The organism is Streptomyces sp. NPDC059994 (assembly GCF_042737755.1).
Lineage (GTDB): Bacteria > Actinomycetota > Actinomycetes > Streptomycetales > Streptomycetaceae > Streptomyces.
The window spans coordinates 15746-41167 of sequence record NZ_JBHWUR010000013.1 but is presented as its reverse complement, the minus strand read 5'-3'; the positions used below and the strand labels follow the sequence as shown (position 1 = coordinate 41167).

General features: G+C 73.3%; 19 protein-coding genes and 1 pseudogene. 7 read left to right on the top strand and 13 right to left on the bottom strand.

The window, feature by feature from the left end; genetic code table 11:
* The first annotated feature begins 71 nt into the window (after window positions 1–71).
* Window positions 72–827 carry an XRE family transcriptional regulator gene (locus ACFWA7_RS09980; protein ID WP_385822100.1) on the top strand — a complete coding sequence of 252 codons (756 nt, stop codon included), beginning with the start codon at window positions 72–74 and terminating at the stop codon, window positions 825–827.
* 62 nt (window positions 828–889) lie between these two features.
* Here the strand turns inward: ACFWA7_RS09980 and ACFWA7_RS09975 are convergent, their stop codons facing one another.
* From ACFWA7_RS09975 to ACFWA7_RS09965, 3 genes are all read right to left on the bottom strand, one after another.
* A complete protein-coding gene (locus ACFWA7_RS09975) occupies window positions 890–1978 on the bottom strand; it encodes a sensor histidine kinase (RefSeq protein WP_385822207.1) in 1089 nt (362 codons plus the stop codon).
* A gap of 752 nt (window positions 1979–2730) precedes the next feature.
* Complete coding sequence (locus ACFWA7_RS09970) at window positions 2731–3918, bottom strand: beta-ketoacyl synthase N-terminal-like domain-containing protein (RefSeq protein WP_385547931.1); 1188 nt, start codon at window positions 3916–3918, stop codon at window positions 2731–2733.
* A gap of 12 nt (window positions 3919–3930) precedes the next feature.
* Window positions 3931–6099 carry an acyl-CoA dehydrogenase gene (locus ACFWA7_RS09965; protein WP_385822098.1) on the bottom strand — a complete coding sequence of 723 codons (2169 nt, stop codon included), beginning with the start codon at window positions 6097–6099 and terminating at the stop codon, window positions 3931–3933.
* Between the two features lie 162 nt (window positions 6100–6261).
* Between ACFWA7_RS09965 and ACFWA7_RS09960 the strand changes: the two genes are divergently transcribed.
* From ACFWA7_RS09960 to ACFWA7_RS09945, 4 genes are all read left to right on the top strand, one after another.
* Window positions 6262–6909: a class I SAM-dependent methyltransferase gene (locus ACFWA7_RS09960; RefSeq protein WP_385547937.1), complete on the top strand. Its 648-nt coding sequence runs from the start codon at window positions 6262–6264 to the stop codon at window positions 6907–6909.
* A 77-nt stretch (window positions 6910–6986) separates the two neighbouring features.
* Window positions 6987–7946 (top strand): N-acetylmuramoyl-L-alanine amidase, encoded by a 960-nt coding sequence (locus ACFWA7_RS09955; protein WP_385547940.1) that lies wholly within the window; start codon window positions 6987–6989, stop codon window positions 7944–7946.
* Window positions 7947–8132: 186 nt separating this feature from the next.
* Window positions 8133–8960, top strand: coding sequence for a hypothetical protein (locus ACFWA7_RS09950; RefSeq protein WP_385547943.1), 828 nt, complete (start codon window positions 8133–8135; stop codon window positions 8958–8960).
* Between the two features lie 166 nt (window positions 8961–9126).
* Window positions 9127–10137, top strand: a complete 1011-nt coding sequence (locus ACFWA7_RS09945) for an LLM class F420-dependent oxidoreductase (protein WP_385547946.1) — start codon at window positions 9127–9129, stop codon at window positions 10135–10137.
* A gap of 69 nt (window positions 10138–10206) precedes the next feature.
* Here ACFWA7_RS09945 and ACFWA7_RS09940 read toward each other — a convergent pair whose 3' ends face one another.
* The 4 genes from ACFWA7_RS09940 to ACFWA7_RS09925 form a co-directional block, all read right to left on the bottom strand.
* Window positions 10207–10779, bottom strand: coding sequence for a hypothetical protein (locus ACFWA7_RS09940; RefSeq protein WP_385547949.1), 573 nt, complete (start codon window positions 10777–10779; stop codon window positions 10207–10209).
* Window positions 10780–11628: 849 nt separating this feature from the next.
* Window positions 11629–12723, bottom strand: coding sequence for a prenyltransferase/squalene oxidase repeat-containing protein (locus ACFWA7_RS09935; protein WP_385544621.1), 1095 nt, complete (start codon window positions 12721–12723; stop codon window positions 11629–11631).
* Window positions 12720–13472 carry a class I SAM-dependent methyltransferase gene (locus tag ACFWA7_RS09930; protein ID WP_385822096.1) on the bottom strand — a complete coding sequence of 251 codons (753 nt, stop codon included), beginning with the start codon at window positions 13470–13472 and terminating at the stop codon, window positions 12720–12722. Before ACFWA7_RS09930 ends, ACFWA7_RS09935 begins: the two co-directional genes overlap by 4 nt.
* Before the next feature lie 115 nt (window positions 13473–13587).
* Window positions 13588–14913, bottom strand: a complete 1326-nt coding sequence (locus ACFWA7_RS09925; RefSeq protein ID WP_385822094.1) for a glycosyltransferase family 4 protein — start codon at window positions 14911–14913, stop codon at window positions 13588–13590.
* A gap of 264 nt (window positions 14914–15177) precedes the next feature.
* Between ACFWA7_RS09925 and ACFWA7_RS09920 the strand changes: the two genes are divergently transcribed.
* Together ACFWA7_RS09920 and ACFWA7_RS09915 are read left to right on the top strand one after the other, a co-directional pair.
* Window positions 15178–15801 (top strand): TetR family transcriptional regulator, encoded by a 624-nt coding sequence (locus ACFWA7_RS09920; RefSeq protein WP_385544631.1) that lies wholly within the window; start codon window positions 15178–15180, stop codon window positions 15799–15801.
* 424 nt (window positions 15802–16225) lie between these two features.
* Window positions 16226–16834 carry a LuxR C-terminal-related transcriptional regulator gene (locus tag ACFWA7_RS09915; protein WP_385822092.1) on the top strand — a complete coding sequence of 203 codons (609 nt, stop codon included), beginning with the start codon at window positions 16226–16228 and terminating at the stop codon, window positions 16832–16834.
* A gap of 213 nt (window positions 16835–17047) precedes the next feature.
* On the opposite strand, the pseudogene ACFWA7_RS09910 reads toward ACFWA7_RS09915, so the two are convergent.
* From ACFWA7_RS09910 to ACFWA7_RS09885, 6 genes and pseudogenes are all read right to left on the bottom strand, one after another.
* Window positions 17048–17611, bottom strand: a pseudogene (locus tag ACFWA7_RS09910) (ATP-binding cassette domain-containing protein); the annotation flags it as partial.
* A gap of 872 nt (window positions 17612–18483) precedes the next feature.
* Window positions 18484–20166: an ABC transporter ATP-binding protein gene (locus tag ACFWA7_RS09905; RefSeq protein ID WP_385822090.1), complete on the bottom strand. Its 1683-nt coding sequence runs from the start codon at window positions 20164–20166 to the stop codon at window positions 18484–18486.
* A 127-nt stretch (window positions 20167–20293) separates the two neighbouring features.
* A complete protein-coding gene (locus ACFWA7_RS09900) occupies window positions 20294–20425 on the bottom strand; it encodes a SapB/AmfS family lanthipeptide (RefSeq protein WP_385544640.1) in 132 nt (43 codons plus the stop codon).
* 41 nt (window positions 20426–20466) lie between these two features.
* Window positions 20467–23112 carry a class III lanthionine synthetase LanKC gene (lanKC, locus tag ACFWA7_RS09895; protein WP_385544643.1) on the bottom strand — a complete coding sequence of 882 codons (2646 nt, stop codon included), beginning with the start codon at window positions 23110–23112 and terminating at the stop codon, window positions 20467–20469.
* A 402-nt stretch (window positions 23113–23514) separates the two neighbouring features.
* Window positions 23515–23748 (bottom strand): ferredoxin, encoded by a 234-nt coding sequence (locus ACFWA7_RS09890; RefSeq protein WP_385544646.1) that lies wholly within the window; start codon window positions 23746–23748, stop codon window positions 23515–23517.
* Window positions 23748–25235 (bottom strand): aldehyde dehydrogenase, encoded by a 1488-nt coding sequence (locus tag ACFWA7_RS09885; RefSeq protein ID WP_385822088.1) that lies wholly within the window; start codon window positions 25233–25235, stop codon window positions 23748–23750. Before ACFWA7_RS09885 ends, ACFWA7_RS09890 begins: the two co-directional genes overlap by 1 nt.
* Window positions 25236–25422 lie beyond the last annotated feature (187 nt).

Sequence of the window (25422 nt, the reverse complement as noted above, 5' to 3'; positions counted from 1 at the left end):
TCCGGGGACAGTTGGCGCGTTCGTCGGTACGGTCTCCAGAAGGCCCGAACGTCCGCGTCGAAGGGGTTGACTTGAACGCCGCCTTACGCCTCGCCATGGACAACGCGGGTGTTACTCCCCGCCAGCTGGCACACCGGGTAGGGGTATCGCTGAAGCAAGTGGAACGATGGCTCGCGGACGAGGCACTGACACCGCACCTACGGAACCGCGAGGATGCCGCTCGGGCGCTGGGAGTAGATGAAGAGATGTTGTGGCCGCAAGCAGTGAAGGACCGGATCAAGACCGGCAACGACCGGGAGATGGTGCACAGCTATCCCTATCGGTCCGCCTGCCCGTCAACCGTATGGGCTGACCTTGTCGAAGGCGCGACGGCCGAGCTGTTCTTCGCCGGGTTCACCAACTACTTCTTCTGGAGCCAGGTTCCCCAGTTCTCCGAGACGATCCGGCGGAAAGCCGAGGCGGGATGCCGGGTCCGCTTCCTGCTCGGCGACCCCGAGGGCGAGGTGACACGCCAGCGTGAGGCTATCGAGGAGGTGGCGCTGACCGTATCCACGCGCATCAGGACCACGTTGGAGCATCTTGAGCGCCTCGGCCCTGTCGAAGGTGTGGAGGCGCGGTTCTCGTCTCCTCTCGATGCGATCAATCACGTGAGCCTGTCCGTCTTCCGGTTCGACCACGACGCACTCGTCACACCCCATCTGGCGCGCCTGGTCGGCCACGACTCACCCCTGTTGCATCTGCGCCGACAGAGGGACGGGGGCATGTTCGACCGGTTCGCGGAGCACAGCGAGGAGCTGTGGGAACGGGCCGAGCCCCTACAGCCCTGATGCAGCGACGCAGCCCCTCATGCCCGGGCGACCCCGCGCCCCGTCCCCAACTCCGCTTCCAGCTAGGCGTCGAGCGGGTCGACCGGGAGCTCGGCGGTCACCTGGAAGCCGCCGCGCGGCCCGGGGCCCGCTTCGAGTGAGCCGCCGGCCGCCGCGAGGCGTTCGGTGAGACCCTTCAGACCCGTGCCGCCGATGCGTGGACCGGGGGCGACGGGCTGTTCGGACGGTACGCCGCGCCCGTCGTCGGTGATCTTCAGCCGTACCCGTCCGGGCGTGCCGTCGACCACGATCTCGCAGCGGGCGGCGCCACTGTGCCGTACGACGTTGGTGACCGCCTCCCGTACGACCCAGCCGAGCAGCGCCTCCACCTGTGAGGGCAGCGGCGGGCCCGACAGGCGTACCACCGGCTCCACTTCGGCCGCCACGAGCGCCGAGCGGGCCCGGTCCAGCTCGGTGCCGAGGCTGCCCTCGCGGTAACCGGTGACGGCCTCGCGGATCTCGGTGAGCGCCTGGCGGCCGACCGACTCGATATCGGCGACCTGGCCGAGCGCGGCGTCCAGGTCGCGCGGCGCGAGGCGGCGGGCCGCCTCCGACTTCACCACGATCACCGAGAGCGTGTGGCCGAGCAGGTCGTGCAGGTCCCGGGAGAAGCGGAGACGTTCCTTCTCCACGGCGGTACGGGCCAGTTCCTGGCGGGTGTCGCGCAGTTCGCGCACGGTCTGGGAGAGCGAGAGGACCGCCGCCGTCACCATGCCGGAGAGGAACGTGCCGTACGCGATGGTCACGTTGTCCCACACCTCGCCGGCCTCCATGCCGGAGATGGCGCCCGCCGAGGCCGCCAGGACCATGATCGTGAGGCCGAGCCTGCGGTCCCGCAGCACCGCGCCGCAGGCCAGCGCGAGCAGCGGGAAGAAGAACAGCCAGGTGCCGCCGTAGGCGATCGCGAGGCCGTAGGTGATCGCGGCCATCGCGGCCAGGATCACCAGCGTCGTCCGGCTCTCCCGCTTCTCCTTGACGAAGGCGCGGAAGGAGATCGTGATGTAGAGCGAGTTGAAGGCCAGCAGACCCGCGCCGCCGATCCACGGGTTCGGGGTCCTGCCCTCGACCAGGTTGGAGAACGAGCCCAGGCCCATCAGGAGCCAGGGCAGCAGCGTGTAGCCGCTCGCCGGGGGGCCGGGGAGGTCGGCGTCGCGCTCGCATGGCGAAGACCGCTCCGGCTTGTGTCCCGTGAGCTCCGGCAGCTTCGGCAGGAGTCGTGCCACTGTCTCGTTCTCCCCGTTCATCGGGCTCACACCGTCCTCGCGGACCGTCGGTAGGAGACCACGGCGTACGAGCCGAACGCCAGCAGCCAGGCGCCGAGCACCGCGACCGTCCCGGGCCCGGGGGCCGAGCCGTGCGAGACGGCCCAGCCGAGCTCCGCGAACCGGTGGGCCGGTGGATGTCGTGCCTGTCTGCGTCATGTCTGTGACGCTACGGATCCGCCCCGGGCGCCCGGCAGATGTTCTTGTACGGGGTTGAGTGGGACAAATGTACTGGTGGTTCGTTCGTCTGCGGGCCCGGTGGGGGCTGGTCGCGCAGTTCCCCGCGCCCCCAGGTATCCCCAGCCCCTCCGGTGTTCGAGGTGCGGGCCCCTTCAGGGGCGCGCGGAACTGCGCGACCAGCCACGGACGACCCGCAGACGAACGGGGCCCGGGGCGGAGCCCCGAAGCGGGGGCGGGGACGCAGCCCCAGCGGGGGTAGCGGGGGGGGCAGACCCCAGCGGGGGGTACCGGGGGCGCAGGCCCCGTGAGCGGGGTGCAGGGGCCGCAGGCCCCGCCACGGGGTCCGGGGGCGCAGCCCCCGGGAAGCGAGCCTCAACCACCCACCCACCCCCGGAGGGTTAAGGGAACGGGCGGGGTGGGGGCTACCTCCGTAGGAGCGTCAGCACTGCCGCTCCCCCCAAGCCGATGTTGTGCGCCAGCCCCACCGCCGCCCCCTCCACCTGCCGCCGGCCCCCCTCCCCCCGCAACTGCGCCACCAGCTCCCCCACCTGCGCAAGCCCCGTCGCCCCCAGCGGATGCCCCTTGGAGATCAACCCCCCGGACGGGTTCACCACCCACCGGCCCCCATACGTCGTCGCCCCGGACTCCACGAGCTTCCCGGACTCCCCCTCCCCGCACATCCCCAGCGCCTCGTACGTCAGCAGCTCGTTGATGGAGAAGCAGTCGTGGAGCTCGATCACGTCGACGTCCTCGATGCCGAGGCCGGAGCGCTCGTAGACGAGACGCGCCGCCGCCCGCGACATGCCCGCGCCGACGACGTCGATGCACCGGCCGGAGGCGAACGACTCCTCCGTGTCCGTCGTCATCGCCTGGGCGACGATCTCCACCGCCCGTTCCTCCAGGCCGTGTTCGGCGGCGAAACGCTCGGAGACGACGACGGCCGCCGCCGCGCCGTCCGATGTCGGGGAGCACTGGAGCTTGGTCAGGGGGCGGTGGATCTCCTTCGAGGCGAGTACCTCCGCCACCGAGTAGTCCACCTGGAACTGCGCGTTCGGGTTGTTCACCGAGTGGCGGTGGTTCTTCGCGCCGACCGCCGCCAGCTGCGCCTCGGTCGTCCCGTACAGCTCCATGTGCTCACGCGCCGCGTTGCCGAAGATCTGTGCGGTCGGCGGGCTCATCCCGAAGCCGTGGGCGGCGGCCATGACGGAGTAGTGGCGGGCCACCGGGGACGTCGCGAAGTCGCCGCCGTCCGCGCCGCCGCCCAGCGCGCCCCGCTTCATCTTCTCGAAGCCCAGCGCGAGCACGCACTCGCTCGCCCCGCCCTCCACCAGCTGCCGCGCCAGCATCAGCGCGCCGGCGCCCGTCGCGCAGTTGTTGTTGACGTTGTGGACGGGGACGCCGGTCAGACCGAGTTCGTACGCCGCCCGCTGGCCCGCCGTCGACGGCTGGAAGCAGTAGCCCGCCAGGACCTGCTCCACCCGCCCGTACGCGATCCCGGCGTCCGCCAGCGCCGCCGTCCCGGCCTCCCGTGCCATGTCCCAGTACTGCCACTCCCGCGACTCGGGCTTCTCGAACTTCGTCATGCCGACACCGGCCACAAAGCTCTTCACATCCGTACTCCTTCAGTCTCGCGGCAGGCCGAGGATCCGCTCGGCCACGACATTGAGCTGGACCTGGGTGGTGCCGCCCGCGATGGTCAGACAGCGGGACATCAGATAGCCGTGGACGGCCCGCCGCGCCGGGCCCTCGGCCGCCGCGCCCGCCGGGCCGAGCAGCTCCAGGGCGAGATCGGCCACTTTCTGCTGGTGGGCGGTCTGGACGAGCTTGCGCACGCTCGCCCCCGCGCCGGGCTCCAGGCCCGACACCTGGAGCATCGTGGTGCGCAGCCCGATGCAGGCGAGCGCGTGCGCCTCGGCGGCCAGCGCCCCGATCCGGGCGCGGTACGAGCCGTCCAGGCCGTCGGCGCGGGCGAGCAGCGCCTCCAGGCCGGTGTCGAAGGTCAACTGGTCGGCCATGTGGACGCGTTCGTTGCCCAGGGTGTTGCGGGCGACCCGCCAGCCGCCGCCCGGCTCGCCGACGACCGCGTCGTGCGGCAACGGCGCCCCGTCGAAGTACACCTCGTTGAAGAGCGCGTCGCCGGTGATCTCGCGGAGCGGGCGTACGTCGATCCCCGGCGTGTTCTTCATGTCGACCAGGAAGTACGTCAGGCCCTCGTGCTTGGGGGCGCCGGGGTCGGTCCTGGCGAGCAGGATCCCGTGGTCGGCCCACTGGGCCGCGCTCGTCCACACCTTCTGGCCGGTGATCCGCCAGCCGTCGTCGGTGCGCTCGGCCCGGGTCCGCAGGCTCGCCAGGTCGGAGCCCGCCTCCGGCTCCGAGAACAGCTGGCACCACAGCAGGTCCCCGCGCAGGGTCGGCAGCAGGAAGCGCTCCTGCTGCTCGCGCGTCCCGTACGCGAGCAGCGACGGCACCACCCAGGTGCCGATCCCCAGCTCGGCGATCTTCACCCCGGCCGCCCTCAACTCCTCCTGGACCACCAGTTGCTGGACCGGGTCCGCGCCCAGGCCGTACGGCGGGGGCAGGTGCGGTGCGGCATAGCCGGTCGGGGCGAGGGCGCGCCGGGCGGCCGCCGGGCCGAGGCCGCGCACGGACTCCGCCGCCTCCCGCGCCGGGCCCCGGAACGCCTCCGCCTCCTCGGGCAGTTCGAGGCGCAGCTCCCGGCGCGCCCCGGCCCCGGCGAGCCGGACGGCCCGCTGCCGGTGGACGTCCCCGGCGCCGAGGAGCTGGCGGGCCACCAGGGCGCGGCGCAGATGCAGATGGGCGTCGTGCTCCCAGGTGAAGCCGATGCCGCCGAGGATCTGGACGCAGTCCTGGGCGCAGGTGAACGCGGCGTCCAGGGCGGTGGCCGCCGCGAGCGAGGCGACCAGGCCGCGCACCTCGGCCCGCTCCGAGTCCGCCGCCCGCGCCGCGTCCCACACCAGCGCGCGGGCCTGCTCGACCCGGACCAGCATGTCCGCGCAGAGGTGCTTGACCGCCTGGAACTGCCCGATGGGCCGCCCGAACTGCTCGCGCACCTTGGCGTGGGCGACCGCCGTCTCCAGCGCCCGGGCGGCGGTGCCGCACGCCTCGGCGGCGAAGAGGACGGCCGCGAGGTCACGTACGAGCGCGGGGTCCACGGCGAGCACCCGGCCGCCCGCGACCGTGAGGCCGTACGCGGCGGCCTCGGCGGTGGGGCGGGTCGGATCGGCGCCGGCGTGCGCCCGTACGTCCAGGTCCGCCGCGTCCACCGCCAGCCACAGCGTCTCCCCACCCGCCCGTGCGGCCAGGACCAGCAGCTCGGCCTGCGCCCCGGCGAGGACGGGCGGCGCGACCCCGTCGAGCGTCCAGCCCGCCGGGTGCCGTACGGCGGTGAGGCTCCCGGGGCCGAGCGCCACGGCCGCGGTCCGGCGCCCGGTCGCGATCTCATCGACCAGTCCCGCCGCTTCCGCGTCCCCGGCCCGTTCAAGGACCGCCGCCGCGAGCACGCTCGACAGGTACGGGCCGGGCAGCACGCCCCTGCCCGCCTCCTCCAGGACCACCGCGAGCTCCACCAGGCTCCCGCCGCCGTACCGCTCGCCCAGGTGGACCCCGAGCAGGCCCTGCTCGGCCAGCGCGTCCCAGTAGGGGGGCCGGGCGGCGTCCCCGGCGGGCGCGTCGAGCAGCTTGCGCACCTCCTCGGCCGGCACGGCCCGCGCCAGCCGGCCGCGTACCGCCGCGGCCAGCTCCCGCTGCTCCCGGGTGATTCCGATGCCCATGCGCACTCCCCGCCGCCGCGGCCGCCACTGGAACGGCGACAGACTAGAACACGTTCCAATCTGACGGAAGGTCAGATCAGTGGCCGGTTCGGCGGGGATTACGATGTGGCGCCACCCCGGAGACACGATCCGCACCCGCTCACGACCCACAGGAGCCCTGCCATGGCGACACCCAAGCCGGAGATCCTCGCCGCCTTCGAGGCCGCCAAGGGGTTCATGCCCGTACGCGAAGGGCTCGCGCTCCACGACGCGGCCGTGCAGGCGGGCGCGCTCGGCCTGCCGCTCCTGGAGGTCGGCACCTACTGCGGCCGCTCCACGCTGCTGCTCGCCGACGCCGCCCGCGCCGCCGGGACCGTCGCCGTCACCGTCGACCACCACCGGGGCAGCGAGGAGCAGCAGCCCGGCTGGGAGTACCACGACACGACCGTGGTCGACCCGGAGGTCGGCCTGATGGACACCCTGCCCACCTTCCGCCGCACCCTGCACAAGGCGGGCCTCGAAGACCACGTGATCGCGGTCGTGGGGCGCTCGCCGCAGGTGGCGCGGGTCTGGGGCGGCCCGGTGGGGCTCGTCTTCATCGACGGCGGACACACCGACGAGCACGCCACCGGGGACTACGAGGGCTGGGCCCCGCACCTCGCCGAGGGCGGTCTCCTGGTGATCCACGACGTCTTCCCCGACCCGGTCGACGAGTTCACCGGCCAGGCCCCGTACCGCGTCTATCTGCGCGCCCTCGCCTCCGGCGCGTTCACCGAGGTCTCGGCCACCGACTCGCTGCGCGTCCTGCGCCGCACGCGCGCCGGGGTGTGACGGCGCACACCGCAGTGCACCCCTTCGGCGCACGCGGGAACCACGCCCCCGCGGACCTCCCCCGCTAGCATCGCTGCGTGTCGTACGACAGTGAGTCCCCCACCCCTGCCCGGCGCCGTCTGCGCGGCAACCTCGTCATCGTGACCGCCGCGCTGGTCCCGACCGCCCTGGCCGGATGGCTGGTGTGGCAGGCCATGGGCGGCTCCGGCGGCCAGGACGACAAGCCGCCGAAGGTGCTGCCGCTGCCGAGCGGGCCGGCCGTGCCGCCCTCGGGGAACGGGACCGCGAAGCCGCCGACCGTGACCGTGACGGCGACCCCGTCGCCGTCCGCCTCGGCCTCCACCCAGTCGGCCCGGCCCACCGGGCCGCTCGCCGGACGGGTCGTGGTGATCGACCCGGGGCACAACCCGAGCAACTTCAAGCACGCGGCCGAGATCAACCGCCAGGTCGACATCGGGACGAACAAGAAGGAGTGCGACACCACCGGCACCGACACGCAAGGCGGGTACACCGAGGCCGCGTTCACCCTGGACGTCTCGCACCGCGTCCGGGCGCTCCTGGAGAAGCTGGGCGCGACCGTCACGTACACCCAGGACAACGACCGGCCGTTCGGCCCGTGCGTGGACGAGCGGGCGGCGATCGGCAACCGGGCCAAGGCGGACGCGGTCGTCTCGGTGCACGCCGACGGCGCGGACGAGGGCAACCACGGCTTCCATGTGATCCTGCCCGCCCTGGTGAACGCGGGGAAGGCGAACACCGCCCCGATCGTGGCCCCCTCGCGTGAGCTGGGTGTGAGGATCGCGGGGAAGTTCGTGCACGCCACTGGCATGCCGCCCTCCAACTACGTGGGCGACGGCACCGGGTTGGACGTCCGCAAGGACCTCGGCGGGCTCAATCTGTCGACCGTGCCGAAGGTGTTCATCGAGTGCGGGAACATGCGGGATACGGGCGACGCGGCCCTGCTGACGAGCGCGGACTGGCGGCAGAAGGCCGCCCAGGGCATCACGGACGGGATCAGCAGCTTCCTGCAGAAGTGACGGGTTCGCCGACGGGAGCGGTCGGCTGCGGGTCGGTCACGGTCTGAGCACCGAGGGGACTTACCACCCGGTCAGACGATAGATTCTCCTCCGGGTGGGGAACCACCCCCGTGCTTCGCGCCGTGTGCACGTACACCGGCGGCAGCGATGACCGCCCCGACGAGACGACCCAAAAGGACTATTTACGTGAACATCCGCTCCCTCACGCGAGGCGACGGCGTGGTGATCGGAGCAGCGGTGGTGCTGTTCATCGCCTCGTTCCTCGATCTCTACTCGGTCGGCAATTCGTGCTCCGGTACGTTCTGCCCGAAGCTCGACCTGCCGAACGCCTGGGACTCGCTGGGCCTGCTGATGAGCATGTTCCTGGCCGGCATCATCGGAGCGGCCCTCATCGTGGTGGCCCGTTCGCTGCCGCAGCCGAAGAAGATCGCCGGCATCGACCTCGGCCAGTTCGGCACCGCGTTCACCATCTTCTCGGCGTGGACCGCGTTCTGGACCATCATCGACATGGACAAGGCCGGGGCCGGCATGATCCTCGGCCTGATCGCCACGCTGGTGCTCGCCGCGGGCGCCGTGGCCGGTCCGATGGTCGCCGCGCTCAAGGCCCCGCTGATGGGCGCCCCGCGCCCGGCCGTCGCCCCGTACGGCGCCCAGCCCTACGGCGCGCAGCCCGCGGGCGGCTACGGCTACCCGGGCGGCGCCCAGCCGCAGCCCCAGCCGTACGGTGCCGCGAGCCCCGACCCGAGCCAGGGCGGCCAGACCCCGGCGCCCGGCGCCCCGGCCCAGCCGCAGCCCGCGGCCGGCGCCGCGGCGGGCGACTTCGCCCCGTTCTGGTTCGCCGTTCCGGTGGCCCGTCCGCTGTACCCGGAGGACGGCTCCCCCACGCCGATCGCGGAACTCGCGCCCGGCACGTGGTACCTGGCGGTGGAGCAGCGTGGTGCGGCGCTGGTCGCGCAGACGCAGGACGGCCGTCGTGGGGTTCTTCAGGACACGACGGGTATCCAGCGGGGTTAGTTCTTTCGGCTGCGGGCTGTCCGTGGCTGGTCGCGCAGTTCCCCGCGCCCCTCAGGTTGCGCCACCGCATGGCATCTACGGCCCCTCGCCCCTTTCGGGCGGGGGGCCGTTCCCGTACGCTCCCCTGACGATCCGTCAGATGCCTTTACGGACAGGGGCTCTCGCTATGCGGCTGGGACTCGCGCTGGGCTACTGGGGGCGGGGGCCGGACCCCCGGCATCTGGAGCTGGCCCTTGAGGCCGAGCGGCTCGGGTATGACTCGGTCTGGACGGCGGAGGCGTGGGGGTCGGACGCGTTCACGCCGCTGACCTGGATCGCCGCGCACACCTCCCGTATCCGACTGGGCACGGCCGTCGCGCAGATGGCGGCCCGCACCCCCACCGCGACCGCCATGCACGCGCTGACCCTCGACCACCTCTCCGGCGGCCGCGTGATGCTCGGCCTCGGGCTTTCGGGGCCGCAGGTGGTGGAGGGGTGGTACGGACGGCCGTTCCCGTCCAGCCCGCTGACGGCGACGCGGGAGTACGTGGAGGTGATCCGGCAGGTGCTGCGGCGCGGGGCGCCGGTGGAGCTGGACGGCCGCTTCCACGCGCACCCGTACCGGGGCGCGGACGGCACCGGCCTGGGCAAGCCGCTCAAGCCGATCACGCATCCGCTGCGGGCGGACCTGCCGCTGCTGCTCGGCGCCGAGGGCCCCAAGAACATCGCGCAGACGACCCGGATCGCGGACGGCTGGCTGCCGCTGTACTGGTCGCCGACGCGGCTGGACGCGTACGAGGCGTCGCTGGCGGGGGCGCCCGAGGGCTTCACCGTCGCCCCCATGGTCCGGGCGCACATCTGCGACGACGTGGCGGAGGGGCTGTTGCCGGTGAAGGCGATGCTCGGCTTCTACATCGGCGGGATGGGGCACGCGGCCCGCAACTTCCACGCGGATCTGATGGCGCGGATGGGGTACGAGGCCGAAGCCCGCCGGATCCAGGCGCTGTTCGCGGAAGGCCGCCGCGAGGAGGCGGTACGGGCGGTGCCCGACACCTTCGCCGACGAGATCTCCCTGGTCGGGCCGCGCGAACGGGTAGCGGAGCGGCTGGAGTCGTGGCGCACGGGTCCGGTGACGGACCTGCTGGTCACATCACCGGACCTGACGACCCTGCGGGTGCTGGCGGAGCTGAACGGCTGAGTCGGCTGAGTCAGCTGAGTCCGCTGAGTCCGCTGAGCCAGCTGAGTCCGCTGAGTCCGCTGAGTCGGCTCAGCCGCCGCTGAGCTGGGAGGCGGACGGCACCTGGTCCTTGACCTCGGCCCCGGCGCTCTTGGCGGCGTCCTTGACCCCGTTGATGACGTTCTCGAACATCCCGACGTCCGCGTCGTTGGCATCGCCCTTGCGCAGCTTGGAGCCGAGGTTCTTGAGCGAGTCGATGCCGGAGCTGAGGGGGGCGACGGCCTTGGAGAGAAGCGGGTCGCCCTTGGCGTTGTTCACGGCCGCCTTCAGCCGGTTGTATGTGAAGGCGCCGGCCAGACCTGCCTTGACCAGGGCGAACGTCCTGCCCTTGGTGCCCTTCTTGAACTTGCCCGCCTTGTAGGGCTTCACGATCCACTGGTAGGCGGCGCCCGCCGCGAGCCCCGCGTTGACGACGAACCGCGTCTTGGCGAGCTTCTGCTTCTCGAAGGAGCTGGACGGGGTCGGGGAAGCGCCGGCCTCCGCCGCGGTCAGGTTGTTGTGGGCGCTCTTGGTTTCGCCTCCGCAGGCGGTCGTCGACACCAGGACGGTGGTGGACAGGACGACCGCCACGAGTATGCGGCGGAAGGGGAGCGTACTGGGCACGATGACCTCCGGGGATGTTTCGGCCTCCCCGGCAGCCTCACCCGCCCCCACCGGTACCGCCACTCGGGCGAGCCCGGACGGGGCCCTTCGGGGGGCCCGGCGTTCGCCTGCGGACCGGAGGGGGCTGGACGCGCAGTTCCCCGCGCTGCTTCTTGGCCCGGTGTTCGCCTGCGGGCCGGTGGGGGCTCGTCGCGCAGTTCCCCGCGCCCCTTCTTGACCCGGTGTTCACCTGCGGGCCGGTGGGGGCTCGTCGCGCAGTTCCCCGCGCCCCTTCTTGACCCGGTGTTCGCCTGCGGACCGGAGGGGGCTGGACGCGCAGCTCCCCGCGCCCCTCCATGGCCCGGTGTTCACCTGCGGACCGGAGGGGGCTCCCCGCGCCCCTTAGGGGGATGGTGGGCGTCCGGCGCCGACGGTCAGGCAGCGGGGGCCGGGCAAATTCAGCCCCTCCGGCGTTTGAGGAGCGGGGGCAGGGCCGGAGGCCCGCCCCTCAGGGGCGCGGGGAACTGCGCGACCAGCCACAGACGGCCCGCAGACGAACGGGGGCCCGGGCCGCAGGCCCAGCCCGGGGTCCGGGGCGGAGCCCCGAAGCGGGGGCTGGGCCTGCGGCCCCAGCGGGGGTACCGGGGGGGCGCAGCCCCCGTAGCGGGGTACAGGGGCCGCAGGCCCCGCGAGGGGGTGCAGCCCCGCCAGGGGTGCAGGGGTGCAGCCCCGCCCGGGGTCCGGGGCACAGCCCCGCCAGGGGTGCAGGGGTGCAGCCCCGCCCGGGCGTCCGGGGGCGCAACCCCGCCAGGGGTGCAGGGGCGTGGCCCCCGGGGAAGCCGGCTCGACCCCCACCCACCCCCGGAGGGTTTAGGGAACGGGCGGGGAGGGGCTGGCGCAGCACTCGGGACGGAGCCCGCGCGGCAGGCGCTCGCCGCTGAAGACCGCCGTCGTCGCCTCGTCACCACCCAGCGCCGCCACCGCCAGCACCAGCGACCCCGCCGTCCACGTCGTGAGCTCCTCCGGCCACACCGCCCGGTTGCCCTCGAAGACGTAGCCCGTCCAGTAGAGGCCGTCCCCGGCCCGCAGGTGCTGGATGGACTGGAGGATCTCCAGGGCGCGGTCCGACTCGCCCATCACCCACAGCGCGAGGGCGAGTTCGCAGCTCTCGCCGCCCGTGACCCACGGGTTCGGCAGCACGCACCGCACCCCCAGCCCGGGCACCACGAAGTCCTCCCACCGCGACTCGATGCGCACCTTCGCCTCGGCGCCGGTGACCGCGCCGCCGAGGACGGGGTAGTACCAGTCCATGGAGTAGCGGGACTTGTCCAGGAAGCGCTCGGGGTGGGCGGCCACGGCGTGCGCGAGCGCACCCGTCGCCAGCTCCCAGTCCGGCTGCGGCTCCTCGCGCTGCTCGGCGATGGCAAGCGCGCACCGCAGCGCCTGGTGGATCGAGGAGCTGCCGGTCAGCAGCGCGTCGGTGACCGGAGAGCCGTCCTCCTCGCGCTTCCAGCCGATCTGCCCGCCCGGCTGCTGGAGCCGCAGTACGAACTCGACGGCCGCGAACACGACGGGCCACATCCGGTCGAGGAAGGTGTCGTCGCCGGTGGCGAGGTAGTGGTGCCAGACGCCCACCGCCACGTACGCGACGAAGTTGGTCTCCCGGCCCCGGTCGGTGATCTGCGCGAAGTCCCCGTCGTGGTACGCCGCGTACCAGGACCCGTCCTCGTTCTGGTGCCGCGCCAGCCACTCGTAGGCGCGCGCCGCGGCCTCGTGCTCGCCCGCCGCGTCCAGGGCCATGGCGGCCTCGGTGTGGTCCCACGGGTCCAGGTGGTGGCCGCGGAACCACGGTATGGCGCCGTCCTCGCGCTGCCCGGCGAGGATGCCGGCCACCGTGGCGGCGGCCTGTCCGGCGGTGAGCACCCCCGGCAGGACCAGGTGTTCGGTGCGCTCCGGTGAGGTCACTTGGCAGCGACCTTGTCGAAGCGCGCGAGGTGCGGCTTGGTCGCGTACGCCACGAAGCTCTTGCCGACGACCGGGTTGAGCGCCTGCTCGGCGAGCCGGGTGACCAGGGGCTTCTTCACGATGTCCCAGACGAGCAGCTTGTGGTAGGCCCGCACCGGCAGCGCTGCGTCCTTGCCGTCGCGGCCGACACCGAAGGCGCACTTGAGCCACCAGTACGGCGAGTGCAGCGCGTGCGCGTGGTGCGTGCCGTACGGCTTGAGGCCCGCCTCCTTCATCTTGCCCAGGAGCTCGTCCGCCTTGTAGATGCGGATGTGGCCGCCCTCGACCTCGTGGTACGCGTCGGAGAGCGCCCAGCAGACCTTCTCCGGCCCGTAGCGGGGCACGGTGACCGCGATCCGGCCGCCCGGCTTGAGGACCCGGACCATCTCGGCGAGCACGCCCTTGTCGTCCGGGATGTGCTCCATGACCTCGGAGATGATCACGACGTCGAAGGACTCGTCGGGGAAGGGCAGGTTGAGCGCGTCGCCCTCCATCGCGGTGGCGGTCGCCCCCTCGGGCGCCTCACCGGCCTCCTTCATCGCCGCGAACCACTTGGCGACCTCGCGGATCTCCTCGCCGTTCTGGTCGAGCGCCACGACCTGCGCACCGCGCCGGTAGCACTCGAAGGCGTGCCGCCCCGCGCCGCAGCCCAGGTCGAGCACGCGGTCGCCCGGGGCGAGCGGGAAGCGGGAGAAGTCGACGGTCAGCACGGGGCCTGCCCTTTCACATAGCAAAGACCGGAGGCCGCGGAGCGGCCGGGAATCGGGGCCGCGGAGCGGCGGGGGCCTGGGCGGCCGGGGTGGCGGGGGCCGGGGCGGTGCCGGGTCACCCGGTGGGCTTTCCGGCCGCGGAGCGGCCCTGCGCGGCGATCGCGGAGCGGTAGAGCTCGGCGGTGCCCTCGGCCGCCCGGGCCCAGGTGAACCGGTCGAGGACGCGTTCCCGCCCGGCCGCGCCGAGCCGTGCGCGCAGCTCCGGGTCGGCCAGCAGCCGGTTCAGCGCCGCGGCCAGCGCGCCCGGCTCGCCCGGCGGCACCGCGAGGCACGTCTCCCCGTCGGGCCCGGCGACCTCCGGGATGGCGCCCCCGGTCGTGGCCACCAGCGGTGTCCCCGTCGCCATCGCCTCCGCGGCCGGGAGCGAGAACCCCTCGTACAGCGAAGGCACACAGCTGACCTGCGCGGACCGTACGAGGTCGACCAGCTCGGCGTCGGTGATGCCCTTGACGAACCGGACCGCGTCGCCGAGCCCGTACTTCTCGATGGCCTGCGCGACCGGCCCGTCCTCGGCGCGCTTGCCGACCACGACGAGGTGCGCCCCGGGGTGCTCGGCGCGCACCTTGGCGAGCGCCTCGACGAGGAAGACGAGCCCCTTGAGCGGTACGTCCGCGCTGGAGGTGGTGACGATCCGGCCGGGCACCTCGGCCACCGACGGGTCGGGCGACCACAGGTCGGTGTCGGCGCCGATGTGCACGACCCGGATGCGGTCCTCGCGCACCCCGAGGTGCTCGACGATCTCGCGCTGCGAGGAGCCGGAGACGGTGAGCACGGACGGCAGCCTGCGGGCGACCCGCTTCTGCATCCGCGTGAACCCGTACCAGCGGCGCACCGAGGAGCGCCGCTTCCAGTCGCCTGCGGCGTCCAGCTCCAGCCGCCGGTCGACGGTGATGGGGTGGTGGATCGTGGTGACGAGGGGCGCGCCGAGGTCCGCGAGCAGGCCGTAGCCGAGCGTCTGGTTGTCGTGGATGACGTCGAACTCGCCCTTGCGGGCGGCGAGGTGGCGCCGGGCCCGCAGCGAGAAGGTCAGCGGCTCGGGGAAGCCGCCGGTCCACATGGTGGCGACCTCGACGGCGTCGATCCAGTCCCGGTACTCGTCCTTCCTGGGCGTACGGAACGGGTCGGGCGAGCGGTACAGGTCCAGGCTGGCCAGCTCGGTGAGCGGCACGCCCTCGTCCAGGACGGGGTACGGCTGTGCGCCGATGACCTCCACGCTGTGTCCCAGGCGGGCGAGTTCGCGGGAGAGGTGGCGTACGTAGACGCCCTGGCCGCCGCAGAACGGATTGCCCTTGTACGTCAGGAGGGCGATCCGCAGCGCGCGGTCGCCCGCACGGGCCGGCTCCCCTGCGCGGGGGCTTGCCTCTACGGCCTCTGCGGTCACTCGCGGCCCCTTCATCGCTGCGTTTCGCCGGAGCGTAACCGCTCGCGCTAATCTAGAACAAGTTCCAGACTTGATCCTTCTTGATCTCTCCGAGGAGCCTCAAGAAGCTTCGAATCTACCGGCAGGTAGTGCGCGTGTGAGAGCCGGAACAGGTGATTCGCGCCACCACGGGAGCCCCTGCCATGCTGTGCCCCCGGAAACGGGCAGCCAGGGGCGCGGGAACCGCACGGGGAACACCGGGCATCGGACGACGGAACGGGACAGATGACAGCGGAAGCCAAAGCAGCCATTCCTGCGTCGCCCGCCCTGACCGAGCGCCAGGAGGCGCGCCGCCGCCGCATCCTGCACGCCAGCGCCCAGCTGGCCAGCCGGGGCGGCTTCGACGCGGTCCAGATGCGCGAGGTGGCCGAGGCCGCGGGGGTCGCGCTCGGCACGCTCTACCGCTACTTCCCGTCCAAGATCCATCTGCTGGTCGCCACCATGCAGGACCAGCTCCAGCATCTGCACTCCACGCTCCGCAAGCACCCGCCGTCCGGCGATTCGGCCGCGGAGCGGGTCGCCGAGACGCTGATGCGGGCGTTCCGCGCGCTCCAGCGCGAGCCGCACCTCGCCGACGCGATGGTGCGCGCGCTCACCTTCGCCGACCGCTCGGTCAGCCCCGAGGTGGACACGGTCTCCCGGCAGACCACCGCGATCATCCTGGACGCGATGGGCCTGGACGACCCCACCCCGCAGCAGCTCTCGGCGGTCCGCGTGATCGAGCACACCTGGCACTCGGCCCTGATCACCTGGCTGTCGGGGCGGGCCTCGATCGCCCAGGTGAAGATCGACATCGAGACGGTGTGCCGGCTGATCGACCTCACCGCACCGGAGGGCCTCCCGGCGTGACCGGGTTCCCGCCTGCCCCGTTCCCGGCCTGACCCGGTTCCCGGCTGACCCGCTTCCCGGCTTGACCGGGTTCCCGGCCGACCCGTTCCCGGCCTGACCCGGTTCCCGGCCTGACCGTTCCCGGCCGACCCGGTTCCCGGCCGACCCCGTTCCCGGCCTGACCGGGTTCCCGGCCGACCCGTTCCCGGCCTGACCCGGTTCCCGGCCGACCCGTTCCCGGCCTGGTCAGCGCGGCGAACCGGCTCTGCGCCCGGCGCGCACGTACTGCGGGTGCCACCGCCCCGCGCCGCTCTGTGCGCCGTGCGCGCCCCCGTGCCACCCCGTGGCTGATAATCCGGCTTCCCGTCCCCCGGGCCCCGGATAGAAATGTTTCGCGTGCAAAAGGAAGGCAACCGGTAGGCGGGGAGCTGGAGGGGGCTTAAACGTGATCCGGGTACTTCTCGTGCACGATGCCTGTCTGATGCGGTCGGCTCTGGCCGACCGCCTGGCGCGTGAACCGGGCTTCGAGATCCATCACGCGCCGTGGCGCAGCGCACCCGCCCGCGCGCGGGTCCTGCGGCCGGATGTGTGCGCCGTGGACCTGGACTGTTCCGACTCGTACGGAATCGCACCGCTGGGAGAGTTACAGAGCCGGCACAACGGGTCGCGGGGCACCCGGCTCGTCGTGCTGGCCAGCGCCAACAGACCCGGGCCGCTACGCCAGGCCGTGGAGGCGCACGCGCTGGGCTACGTCGACAAGGACGCCACTCCGGAGCGTCTCGTCACGGCGATAAGACGGGCCGCCGCAGGCCAGCGGTTCGTCGACGACTCGCTGGGCTACGGGTTCCTGCGGGCGGCCGAAATGCCGCTGACGAGACGGGAGCTGAGCGTGCTCTCACTCGCCGCCGAGGGCGCCTCGATCGCGGACATCGCGCACAGCCTCCACCTGTCCAACGGGACCGTACGGAACTACATGGCGGCGATCACCCGTAAGACCGGCGCCCGCAACCGCGTGGACGCCATCCGCATCTCCCAGGGCGAGGGATGGGTGTAATCCAGTCAACTCCCGGTAGAACGGTGACTGTTGGAGAAGCTCGTCGTGCGTGCCGCGCTCCACCCCGGCGCCGCCGAGCATCAGCACCTGCCGGGCCCGGCGTGCCGAGCCGGTCCGGTGTGCCACGACCACCAGGGCCGTCCCGGGCCGTTCCGCGAACGCCCGCTCCGCCCGCGCCTCCGCCGCCGGGTCGAGATGGCAGGTCGCCTCGTCGAGCAGGACCAGGGGCACGGGAGCCGCGTACGCCCGGGCGAGAGCGATCAACTGCCGTTCCCCGGCGGAGAGTCCGGCCGGTGCGACGGTGGCGTCGAGCCCGCCGAGCCGGTCGACGAGTCCACGGGCGCCCACGGCCGTACAGGAGGCGAGCAGGCTCTCGTCGCCGGGCGGGCCGTCCGGGCACAGATAGGTGAGATTGGCGCGGACCGTGTCGGTGAAGACGTACGCCTGCTGGGGCACCAGGACCCGCGCGCAGCCGCGTAGGACCTCGCCGCTGTCCGGCGCCCGCACCCCCGCCATGAGCTCGGCCAGCGTGGACTTGCCGATTCCGCTGGGGCCGACGACCGCGAGGTGCCCGCCTTCGGGCACGGTCAGGTCCAGGCCGTCGACGACGGGCGCCGCCCCCGGCCCGTACGCGAAGGTGACGCCCCGCAGCCGCACGGCCTCGCCCGGACCGGGCTCCCCGCCGGGGCGCGCGGGCGCCTCCTCGTGCGCCCCGTCCGCCGTCAGCCGCCGCAGCACCACGAACAGCCGCGCCCCCGAGGTGCCCAGGCCCTGCATCAGGGACTGCAGGGCCGGGATCAGGGACTGGGTGAGATAGGCGAGGGCGCCCACGAACTCGCCCGGGGTGACGCCGTGGTCGAGCAGCCAGGGGGCCGCCGCGAGCAGCAGCACCACGGTCAGCCGGCCGCCGATCCCGGCGGCTAGGGTCCGCAGCACGCCCCAGCGGGCCAGTGCGCGCGAGGCGTGGAACTCGGCGTCGATCCGCTCCCGTACGCCCGCCGCCACCCGGTCCTGCGCCCCGGCCGCCGTGATGTCCCGCAACCCGCCGACCGCGAGCCCGAGTTCGGCGGCCAGCGCCTCGTCGGCGGCGAGGAACACCTCCTGGCGGCGGGCGAGCGGGCGCAGGGTGGCGAGGAACAGGGCGAGCCCGGCGGCCAGCGGCAGTGCCACCACCGGCAGCAGCACCGGCGCCAGCGAGAGCAGCCCGATCAGCGCCCCCACCGCCGTGACGACGAAGGTCCGCGACACCATCACCAGACCGGCGAGCGTGTCGCGGGCGATCTCCACCTGGTGGGTGAGCCGGGAGACCGCCGCCCCGTCCGGCGCCCGCAGCGCCCGGCGCACCACCCCGCGTACGAGGTCGTCGCGTACGGGCTCGACGAGCGCGGCCACCGCCAGATGCACCCGGCCGGTGCCGAACGACCCGGCCAGCACGCCGAGCGCCGCGAGCCCGAGCCAGCCGAGGCCGGTCCCGGTGTGGCCCGCGAGGAAGCCCCGGTCGAGCGCCCGCGCCAGCGCGTAGCCGAGCAGGAACGTCTCCCCCGCCTCCAGCGCCGACCAGGCGGCGAGCCGGAGCAGCGCCCGCCACCGGGGGCGCGCGAACCGCAGCAGGCGACCCTTCACCCGGCCTCCCCTCACCCGGTCTCCCCTCACCCCGCCTCCTCCCACCCGGCCTCCTCCGCGAACACCGCGCGGTACTCGGGCAGCCGCCACAGCTCCGCGTGCGGGGCGAGCGCGCGCACCCCGCCGCCGTCCAGCCACACCACCAGATCGGCGCGGGCGGCCGTGGTCACGCGGTGGGCGACGATGAGCCGGGTGCCCGGGGTCAGTTCGTCGAGCAGGGCGCGGGACACCTTCAGCTCGGTCGCGGAGTCCAGGCTGGAGGTGGCGTCGTCGAGGATCAGCAGCCGCCCGCAGTGCGCGAACGCCCTTGCCAGGCCGAGCCGTTGGGCCTCGCCGCCGGACATCGGGGCGTCGGCGCAGGGCGTGTCGTAGCCGAGCGGCAGTCTGCGGACGAACTCGTCGGCGCACGCCGCCCGCGCGGCCGCCCTGACCTCCTCGGGGCCCGGTTCGCCGACGCCGAACGCGATCGTGCCGCCGACGGTCGCGCCGAGCAGCGCTGGGCGGGCGAAGGCGTGGCCGACCTCGCGGCGCAGCGCGTCCCGGGAGAGCTCGGGCAGCGGGACGCCGTCGACCAGGACCGTGCCCCGGTCGGGGTCCGCGAGCCGGCCCGCGACCGCCGCCAGGGCCGTCTTGCCGCTGCCTGACCGCCCCACCACGGCGGCCACCGCGCCGCCGGGCACGTACAGGTCGACCTCGCGCAGCGGGCCGGTGGAGACGCTCCGGAACTCCAATGCCCCAGCACCTTCGGGCAGTTGGCGCGTTCCGTACGTCATGGCGGGCGGGGCGAGTGCCTCGGCCAGGCGGTCGGTGGCGGCGCGGCCGCGCACCAGGCCGTTGAGCAGGCCGACCAGGACGCCGGTGCCGGTGGCGAGGACCGCGTACCGCCAGGCCGCGAGCATCCCGCCGACGCTCAGCGCGCCGTCCGCGAGCCGCAGCCCGGCGACCGCGAGCACGGTGAGCTGGAGCAGGGGCAGCAGGGCGGCGGCCTGGGCGGTGGAGCGGCCGGTGACGCGCCACATACGGAAGCCCTGGCGGGAGAGTTCGGGCAGGGGGGCGAGGATGCGGGCCGCGTCGCGTTCGGCGGTTCCGGCGGCCGCGATGGTGCGGGCGCCCTCCACCGCCTCGGTGAGCCGCCCGGCGATCTCGCCCTGGGCGCGCAGATAGGCGGCGCCCACATCGCCGGACGCACGCACGAACACCCGCAGCAGCAGGGCGAGTACGGGCATCCCGGCGAGCAGCGCGAGGGCCGTCCACCCGTCGGTGAGGGCGAGCGCCACCAGGCCGCCGACCGGGGTGAGCACGGCGGCGAGCGTGGCGGCGAGGGTGGCGGGTACGGGTCCGGCCTGGGCCGCGTTGCCGACGAGCCGGGCCACCAGGTCGCCCTCGGGGAGGGTGGCGCGCGGCCCGGTCGCGAGGACGTGGCGCAGTACCCGGTCGCGTATCCACGCGGTGGTACGGGCGTTGGCGGTCGCGGTGACCAGGCCGTCGAGGGCGCCGAGCAGGACGGTCGCGCCGGTGAGCGCCGCGCACAGCGCGAGCCAGGGTCCCGCATCCGCCCGCTCGTCGCCGAGCAGCAGGTCGAGGGTGCGGCCGAGGGCCCACGGCAGGGCCAGGCCCGCCCCGGCGAGGGCCGTGGTCAGCAGCAGGACGAGGGCGGCGGGTGCCGCGCCGTAGCGAACGGTCTCGCGGAGAAAGGGGCGCTGCGCCAAGGGGCCCTCCGGGGGCGCGCACGCCCCGGGCGGAGAGCAGATCCGCCCGGGGCCGCGTCACACAGTTGATCAGGTTCGATCAAGGTTGATCAGGTGCAACAGGGATTGATCACGGTGGTTCGTGTACTCAGAGGCAGAGCAGCTGGCTGTGCGAGCTGTTCTTGTCGCACAGGAGCAGGCTCAGGCTGCTCTCGCCGCCACCACCGCCGCCACCGGTGGTCTCGGGAACGTCCATCTTCTGCAGGTCGAGAAGTGTCATCGCGATCTCCTTGTGTAGTGGAACTTTCCGTGGGGACGGGTTCACCGTCCGGCCCCTCGCGGGGCCGTCCTGGGGGCCACCGGAAGCGGTGGCAGGAAGGGCAGCCCCGCGGGGCGCCTTCGGGCGGACGCGGCACCGGGCAGGGAGCCCAGGGCGAGCAGACAGCCCGCCGTGCCGGTCGCGAGGTCCATGGAGAGCCGCATCATCTGGTTGCCGGGAAAGGCCAGATGGCCCTTGTACGGCACGGCGTACCAGGCGAGCGCCGCGCTCTGCGCGTCCAGGTCGGGACGTGCGGCGCGGGTGCGGGCGAGGTGCAGCACCATGCCCGCGCGGCCGTCGAACAGGCCCGGCTGGGCGTAGTACCGCAGCCGCGCGGTGGGCAGGATCGCGGCCCTGGCCGCGGCGAACTCCTCGTCGTGGCGGTGCGCCAGATAGTCGTCGAGCACCATGCCGATGCCGACGCCGCCCGAGCCGAGGTAGGGCATGGTGCGCACGCCCTCGTCGACCTGGAGGGCGCCCGAGCGGTCGGTGACGCAGCGCGCGAGGTCGCGGCGGAGGAACTCGGCGGCGTGGTCGAGGAGCGCGGGCTCACCGGTGTGCTCGTAGAGCCGCAGGAAGAGCAGGGCGGGGCCGCTGGCGCCGTGCAGCAGCCCGGCGCGCCGGCGTCCGGCGGCCCCGCCCGGCTCCTCCTCCGCCTCGGGCTCCCCGGCGATGATCCAGGCCGCTTCGAGGGCCCGGTCGCGCAGATCGCTCTCGCCGGTGGTGCGGCCGAGCGAGTCGAGGGCGAGCCCGAGTCCGGCGAGACCGCCGTGCAGCCCGGGCGCGAGCCGCTGCCACTTCTCGTCGAGCACCCGGTCGACGAGGTCGAGGGCGCGCTCGGTGTGGCCGAGCCGGTCGAGGACGTACGCGACGCCGCTCAGCCCGTCGTAGAAGCCCAGCGGACAGCCGGCGGGCGGCTCCTCGGTGCGGCGCAGCAGCCACTCCTCACCGTCCCGGTAGCGCCCGGCGCCGGTGACGTCCAGGGCGTAGAGCACCCCGGCCGCGCCGTATGCGACCCCGAGGCCGCCGCCGTCCGCGAACTGGGAGATGTCACCGGGGAAGAGCCGGTCCTCGCGCTCGGGCGTGGCGGAGGCGAGGATCGCGCGGACCATCGAGTCGCGCCCGGCGGGCCACTCGGCGGGCTGGACGGGCAGATAGGGCCGCCGCAGGGGCTCGTCCGCCCCCCGGATGACCCGTACCGCCTCCTCGAAGAAGCCTTCCGGCACGGCGGGGAACTGGCTCGCCGCGACCTTCGCCAGATGCGCCGCCTTGTCCCGGTCGATCACGAGCAGCGTCGTCATCGGCACGAACAGGGCCAGCCGCAGACAGGCCAGCGCGTACTGGTCGACCTCGAAGCCGGTGCGGTCGCGCGGGGCGATGAACCCGGGGTGCGCCATCATCTGCCCCTGGTGCTCCTCGACCGGCACCGCGCCCTCGAAGTCCAGGAGCCGCACGCAGACCTCACGGCCGCCGTTCGCCTCGCCCCCGTCCGGGTCGACCATCACGTTGAACATGTGCAGGTCGTTGCAGACCAGACCGCGCGAGTGCACCTCCTCCACGGCCCGCTCCACGGCCCGGTGCACCGCGAGCGCCCAGGTCGTGTACGAGGCCACCGCGTCCGGGTCGGGGTCGACGGCCAGCAGCGGGTGGCGCTCGGCGAAGAACGCGTTCAGCGTGCGCCCCTCCAGGAAGTCCATGACGAGGAAGCGGTGGCCGCCCAGCTCGAACCAGTCGCGCACCTCGGGCGCCACACCGAGCCCCGAGATCCGCTCCAGGGCGGCCTTCTCGCGCTCAAGGCGGGTGACCGCGTCGGAGCCGTCGGCGGCCAGACCCGCGTACGGCCGGGCCTCCTTGAGGACGACCTTGCTGCCGTCGCGCACATCGGTCCCGGCGTACACACCGCCGCCGTTGGAGAAGTGCAGCGCCTGCTCGATGCGGTACGGCAGGTCGCCCACGGTCGTCGCGTTGCGCGCCTCCAGCTGGGGCCGCAGGAACGGGGGCAGCGCCACCCACTCGGGCACCTGGAACGCGGGGTCGCGGCGGTCGGGGACGAGCTCGCCCCGGGCGTTCTCGATCGCGGGCACCAGCGCCCCGCCCTCGCCGACGCAGTGCCGCTCGACGAAGCCCCCGTAACGGACGTACAGGGGCCCGGAGTTCCAGCGCAGATCGGTGAGGATGTACGGGCCCGGCTCACCGTCCAGGAGCTCGCCGAGCTCGTTGAGTATGCGCTCCAGCTCTTCCACGCCCGACGGGTAGATCGTGGCGAACTTCCCGCTCGAACCGCGCCCGGCGTACTTGGAGTTGCGCAGGTGGAGCGGCTGGCGGCCCGGCACGAACTTGAACGGCACGGCTCTGGGGACGCAGTACTCCCACACCTGCGCCGCCATCTTCTCGGCGTTGTCCAGACACGCCGAGACGTGGATCTTCCAGCCCTGGCGGGGGCGGCCCGGGCGCGGTTCGCCGGCCGCGTCCACCGGGCTGAAGTGGAGCCAGTCCCCGGAGAGGGCGGTGCGCCACCCCTCGGGGACCGGGCGCTGGGCCGCCTCGAAGAGCGGCACGGACTCCCCGGTCCTGGACGAGGACAAACGGTCCGGAGTCTCGTAGAAATGCCTGTCGGCCAGGCAGAAGACCTCGTACCGCTTGTCCATCGCTTCCCCCCTCGGTGGCGTGGCAACGAAGGTGCCACGCCGGCCGGGGGCCGGACAGTCGCATGTGTCATGCGGTCACTGTGCGGTACGCATGCGTCAACCTGTGTTCGTAGGGGTTCGAACACGGGGCGATGCGGCTGCGGGACGCCGGTGGCTGGGCGATGCGGCTGCGGGCCGGTGGGGGCTGGGCGATTCGGCCGCGGGCCGGTGAGGGCTGGGCGATTCGGCCGCGGGCCGGTGAGGGCTGGGCGCGCAGTTCCCCGCGCCCCTAAGTACGCCCCTTCGGGGCGCCCTTCGCTGGACGCGCTGACCCGTACCTCCCAGGGCGCGGGGCTGTGACATTGTGCGGCTCCGCCGCGTGGGCGCGACCAGCCCCCACCGAGGCCGCAGATAACCGAGCACTCACTCCTCAGGAGGGAAAACCGGCTCGCCGGACTGGAGCAGAGTGATGCTGATCGCCTCCACCGGGCACCCCTCGGCCGCGGCGAGCACGCGCTCATTGGCATCGGTCTCGGCGGCCCGCGGCCGCGACTGCCGCGCCGTGTCCAGCCCGAAGCCACCGGGCGCGGTGTTCACGCACATGCCCGACCCGATGCAGACGCTCCGGTCGACCTCGACGTGCCAGCGGTCACCCATCACACCTCACCGCCATATCCGGCCGGGAGGTGGATCATCTTGTGCTCCAGGTACTCGCTCAGCCCCTCGGGCCCGAACTCCCGCCCCAGGCCGGAGTTCTTGTAGCCGCCGAACGGGCCGAACATGTCCAGGCTGAAGGTGTTCACGTTGAAGGTGCCGGTGCGCACCTGGCGGGCGAAGTCGATGCCGTGCTCGACGTCGCCGGTCCATACGCTGCCGCTGAGTCCGTACTCGGAGTCGTTCGCGATCCTCAGCGCCTCGGCCTCGTCCGCGTACGGCAGAAGGCAGATCACCGGCCCGAAGATCTCCTCGCGGGCGATCCGCATGGAGTTGTCGACGGCGCCGAAGAGCGTCGGCTCGACGTACCAGCCCCGGTCCCGCCCGGCCGGACGGCCGCCGCCCGCAAGGATCTTGGCGCCCTCCTCCTGGCCGATCCGGATGTAGTCGAGCGAGCGCTGCTGCTGCCGTTTGGCGACCAGCGGACCGACCTGGGTCGCCGGGTCGAGCGGGTCGCCGACGACCAGCTGCCCGGCGGCGGCCGCGAACGCCTCCGCGAACTCGTCGTAACGGCTCGCGGGCGCCAGGATGCGGGTCTGGGCGACGCACGCCTGCCCGTTGTTCATCCACGCGGCCGGGACGACTCCGGCGACGGTCGACGCCAGGTCGGCGTCGGGCAGGACGACGGCGGCGGACTTGCCGCCCAGCTCCAGGGTGACCCGGGTGAGGTTGCGCGCGGCGACCTCCATCACGCGCCGCCCCGCCGCGACCGACCCGGTGAACGACACCTTGTCCACGTCCGGGTGCCCCACCAGGTACTCGCTGACCTCGCGGTCGGCGGGCAGGATCGAGAGCACGCCCTCCGGCAGCCCGGCCTCCCGGGCGATCTCGCCGAGTATGTACGCGTCGAGGGGCGTCTCGGGGGACGGCTTGAGCACCACCGAGCACCCGGCGAGCAGCGCGGGCGCGAGCTTGGCGGCGGCCACGAACTGCGGGACGTTCCACGGGACCACGGCCGCCACGACCCCGACCGGCTCGCGCCGGACCAGGATCGGCCCGAGGACGCCGGCGCGCCGCTCCTCGTACGGGAAGTCGCGCGCCACGGTGATCGCCGCGTCCCAGACCATCATCGCGCCGAGGGCCTGCGCGAGGACGCTCCAGGAGTACGGGGAGCCGTTCTGCGTGCTGATGGAGCGGGCGATCTCCTCGTGGCGTACGGCGATCGCGTCCTTGATACGGGAGACGACCTCGATGCGGTCGGCGAGTGGCAGCCGTGGCCAGGGCCCCTCGTCGAAGGCCCGCCGGGCGGTGGCGACGGCGTGGTCGACGTCGGCCCGCGAGGCGTGCGGCACACGGCCGACGACCTGCTCGGTGTGGGGCGAGACGACCTCGATGACGTCGGATCCACGGGGGTCGGTGAGCTCCCCGCCGATGTAGAGCCGGTCGTGCTCGATGAGATCGCTGACAGAGTCTTTCGTGGCGTCGGCCATGGCGTGGTGCCTCCCGCTCGGGTCCGCTCCGGACCGTTTTCTGACGGCGTTTCAGATCTGCCAGAACTGATACCAGTTCCACTATCAGGAGTCCACGGGCCGGGAGACCTCTTGAGGGCTGACTGAAACACGTTCTACTGTGGCGGTGCCCTGGAGCTTCCAGCGGGTGGCCAGAGACGAGGCTGAT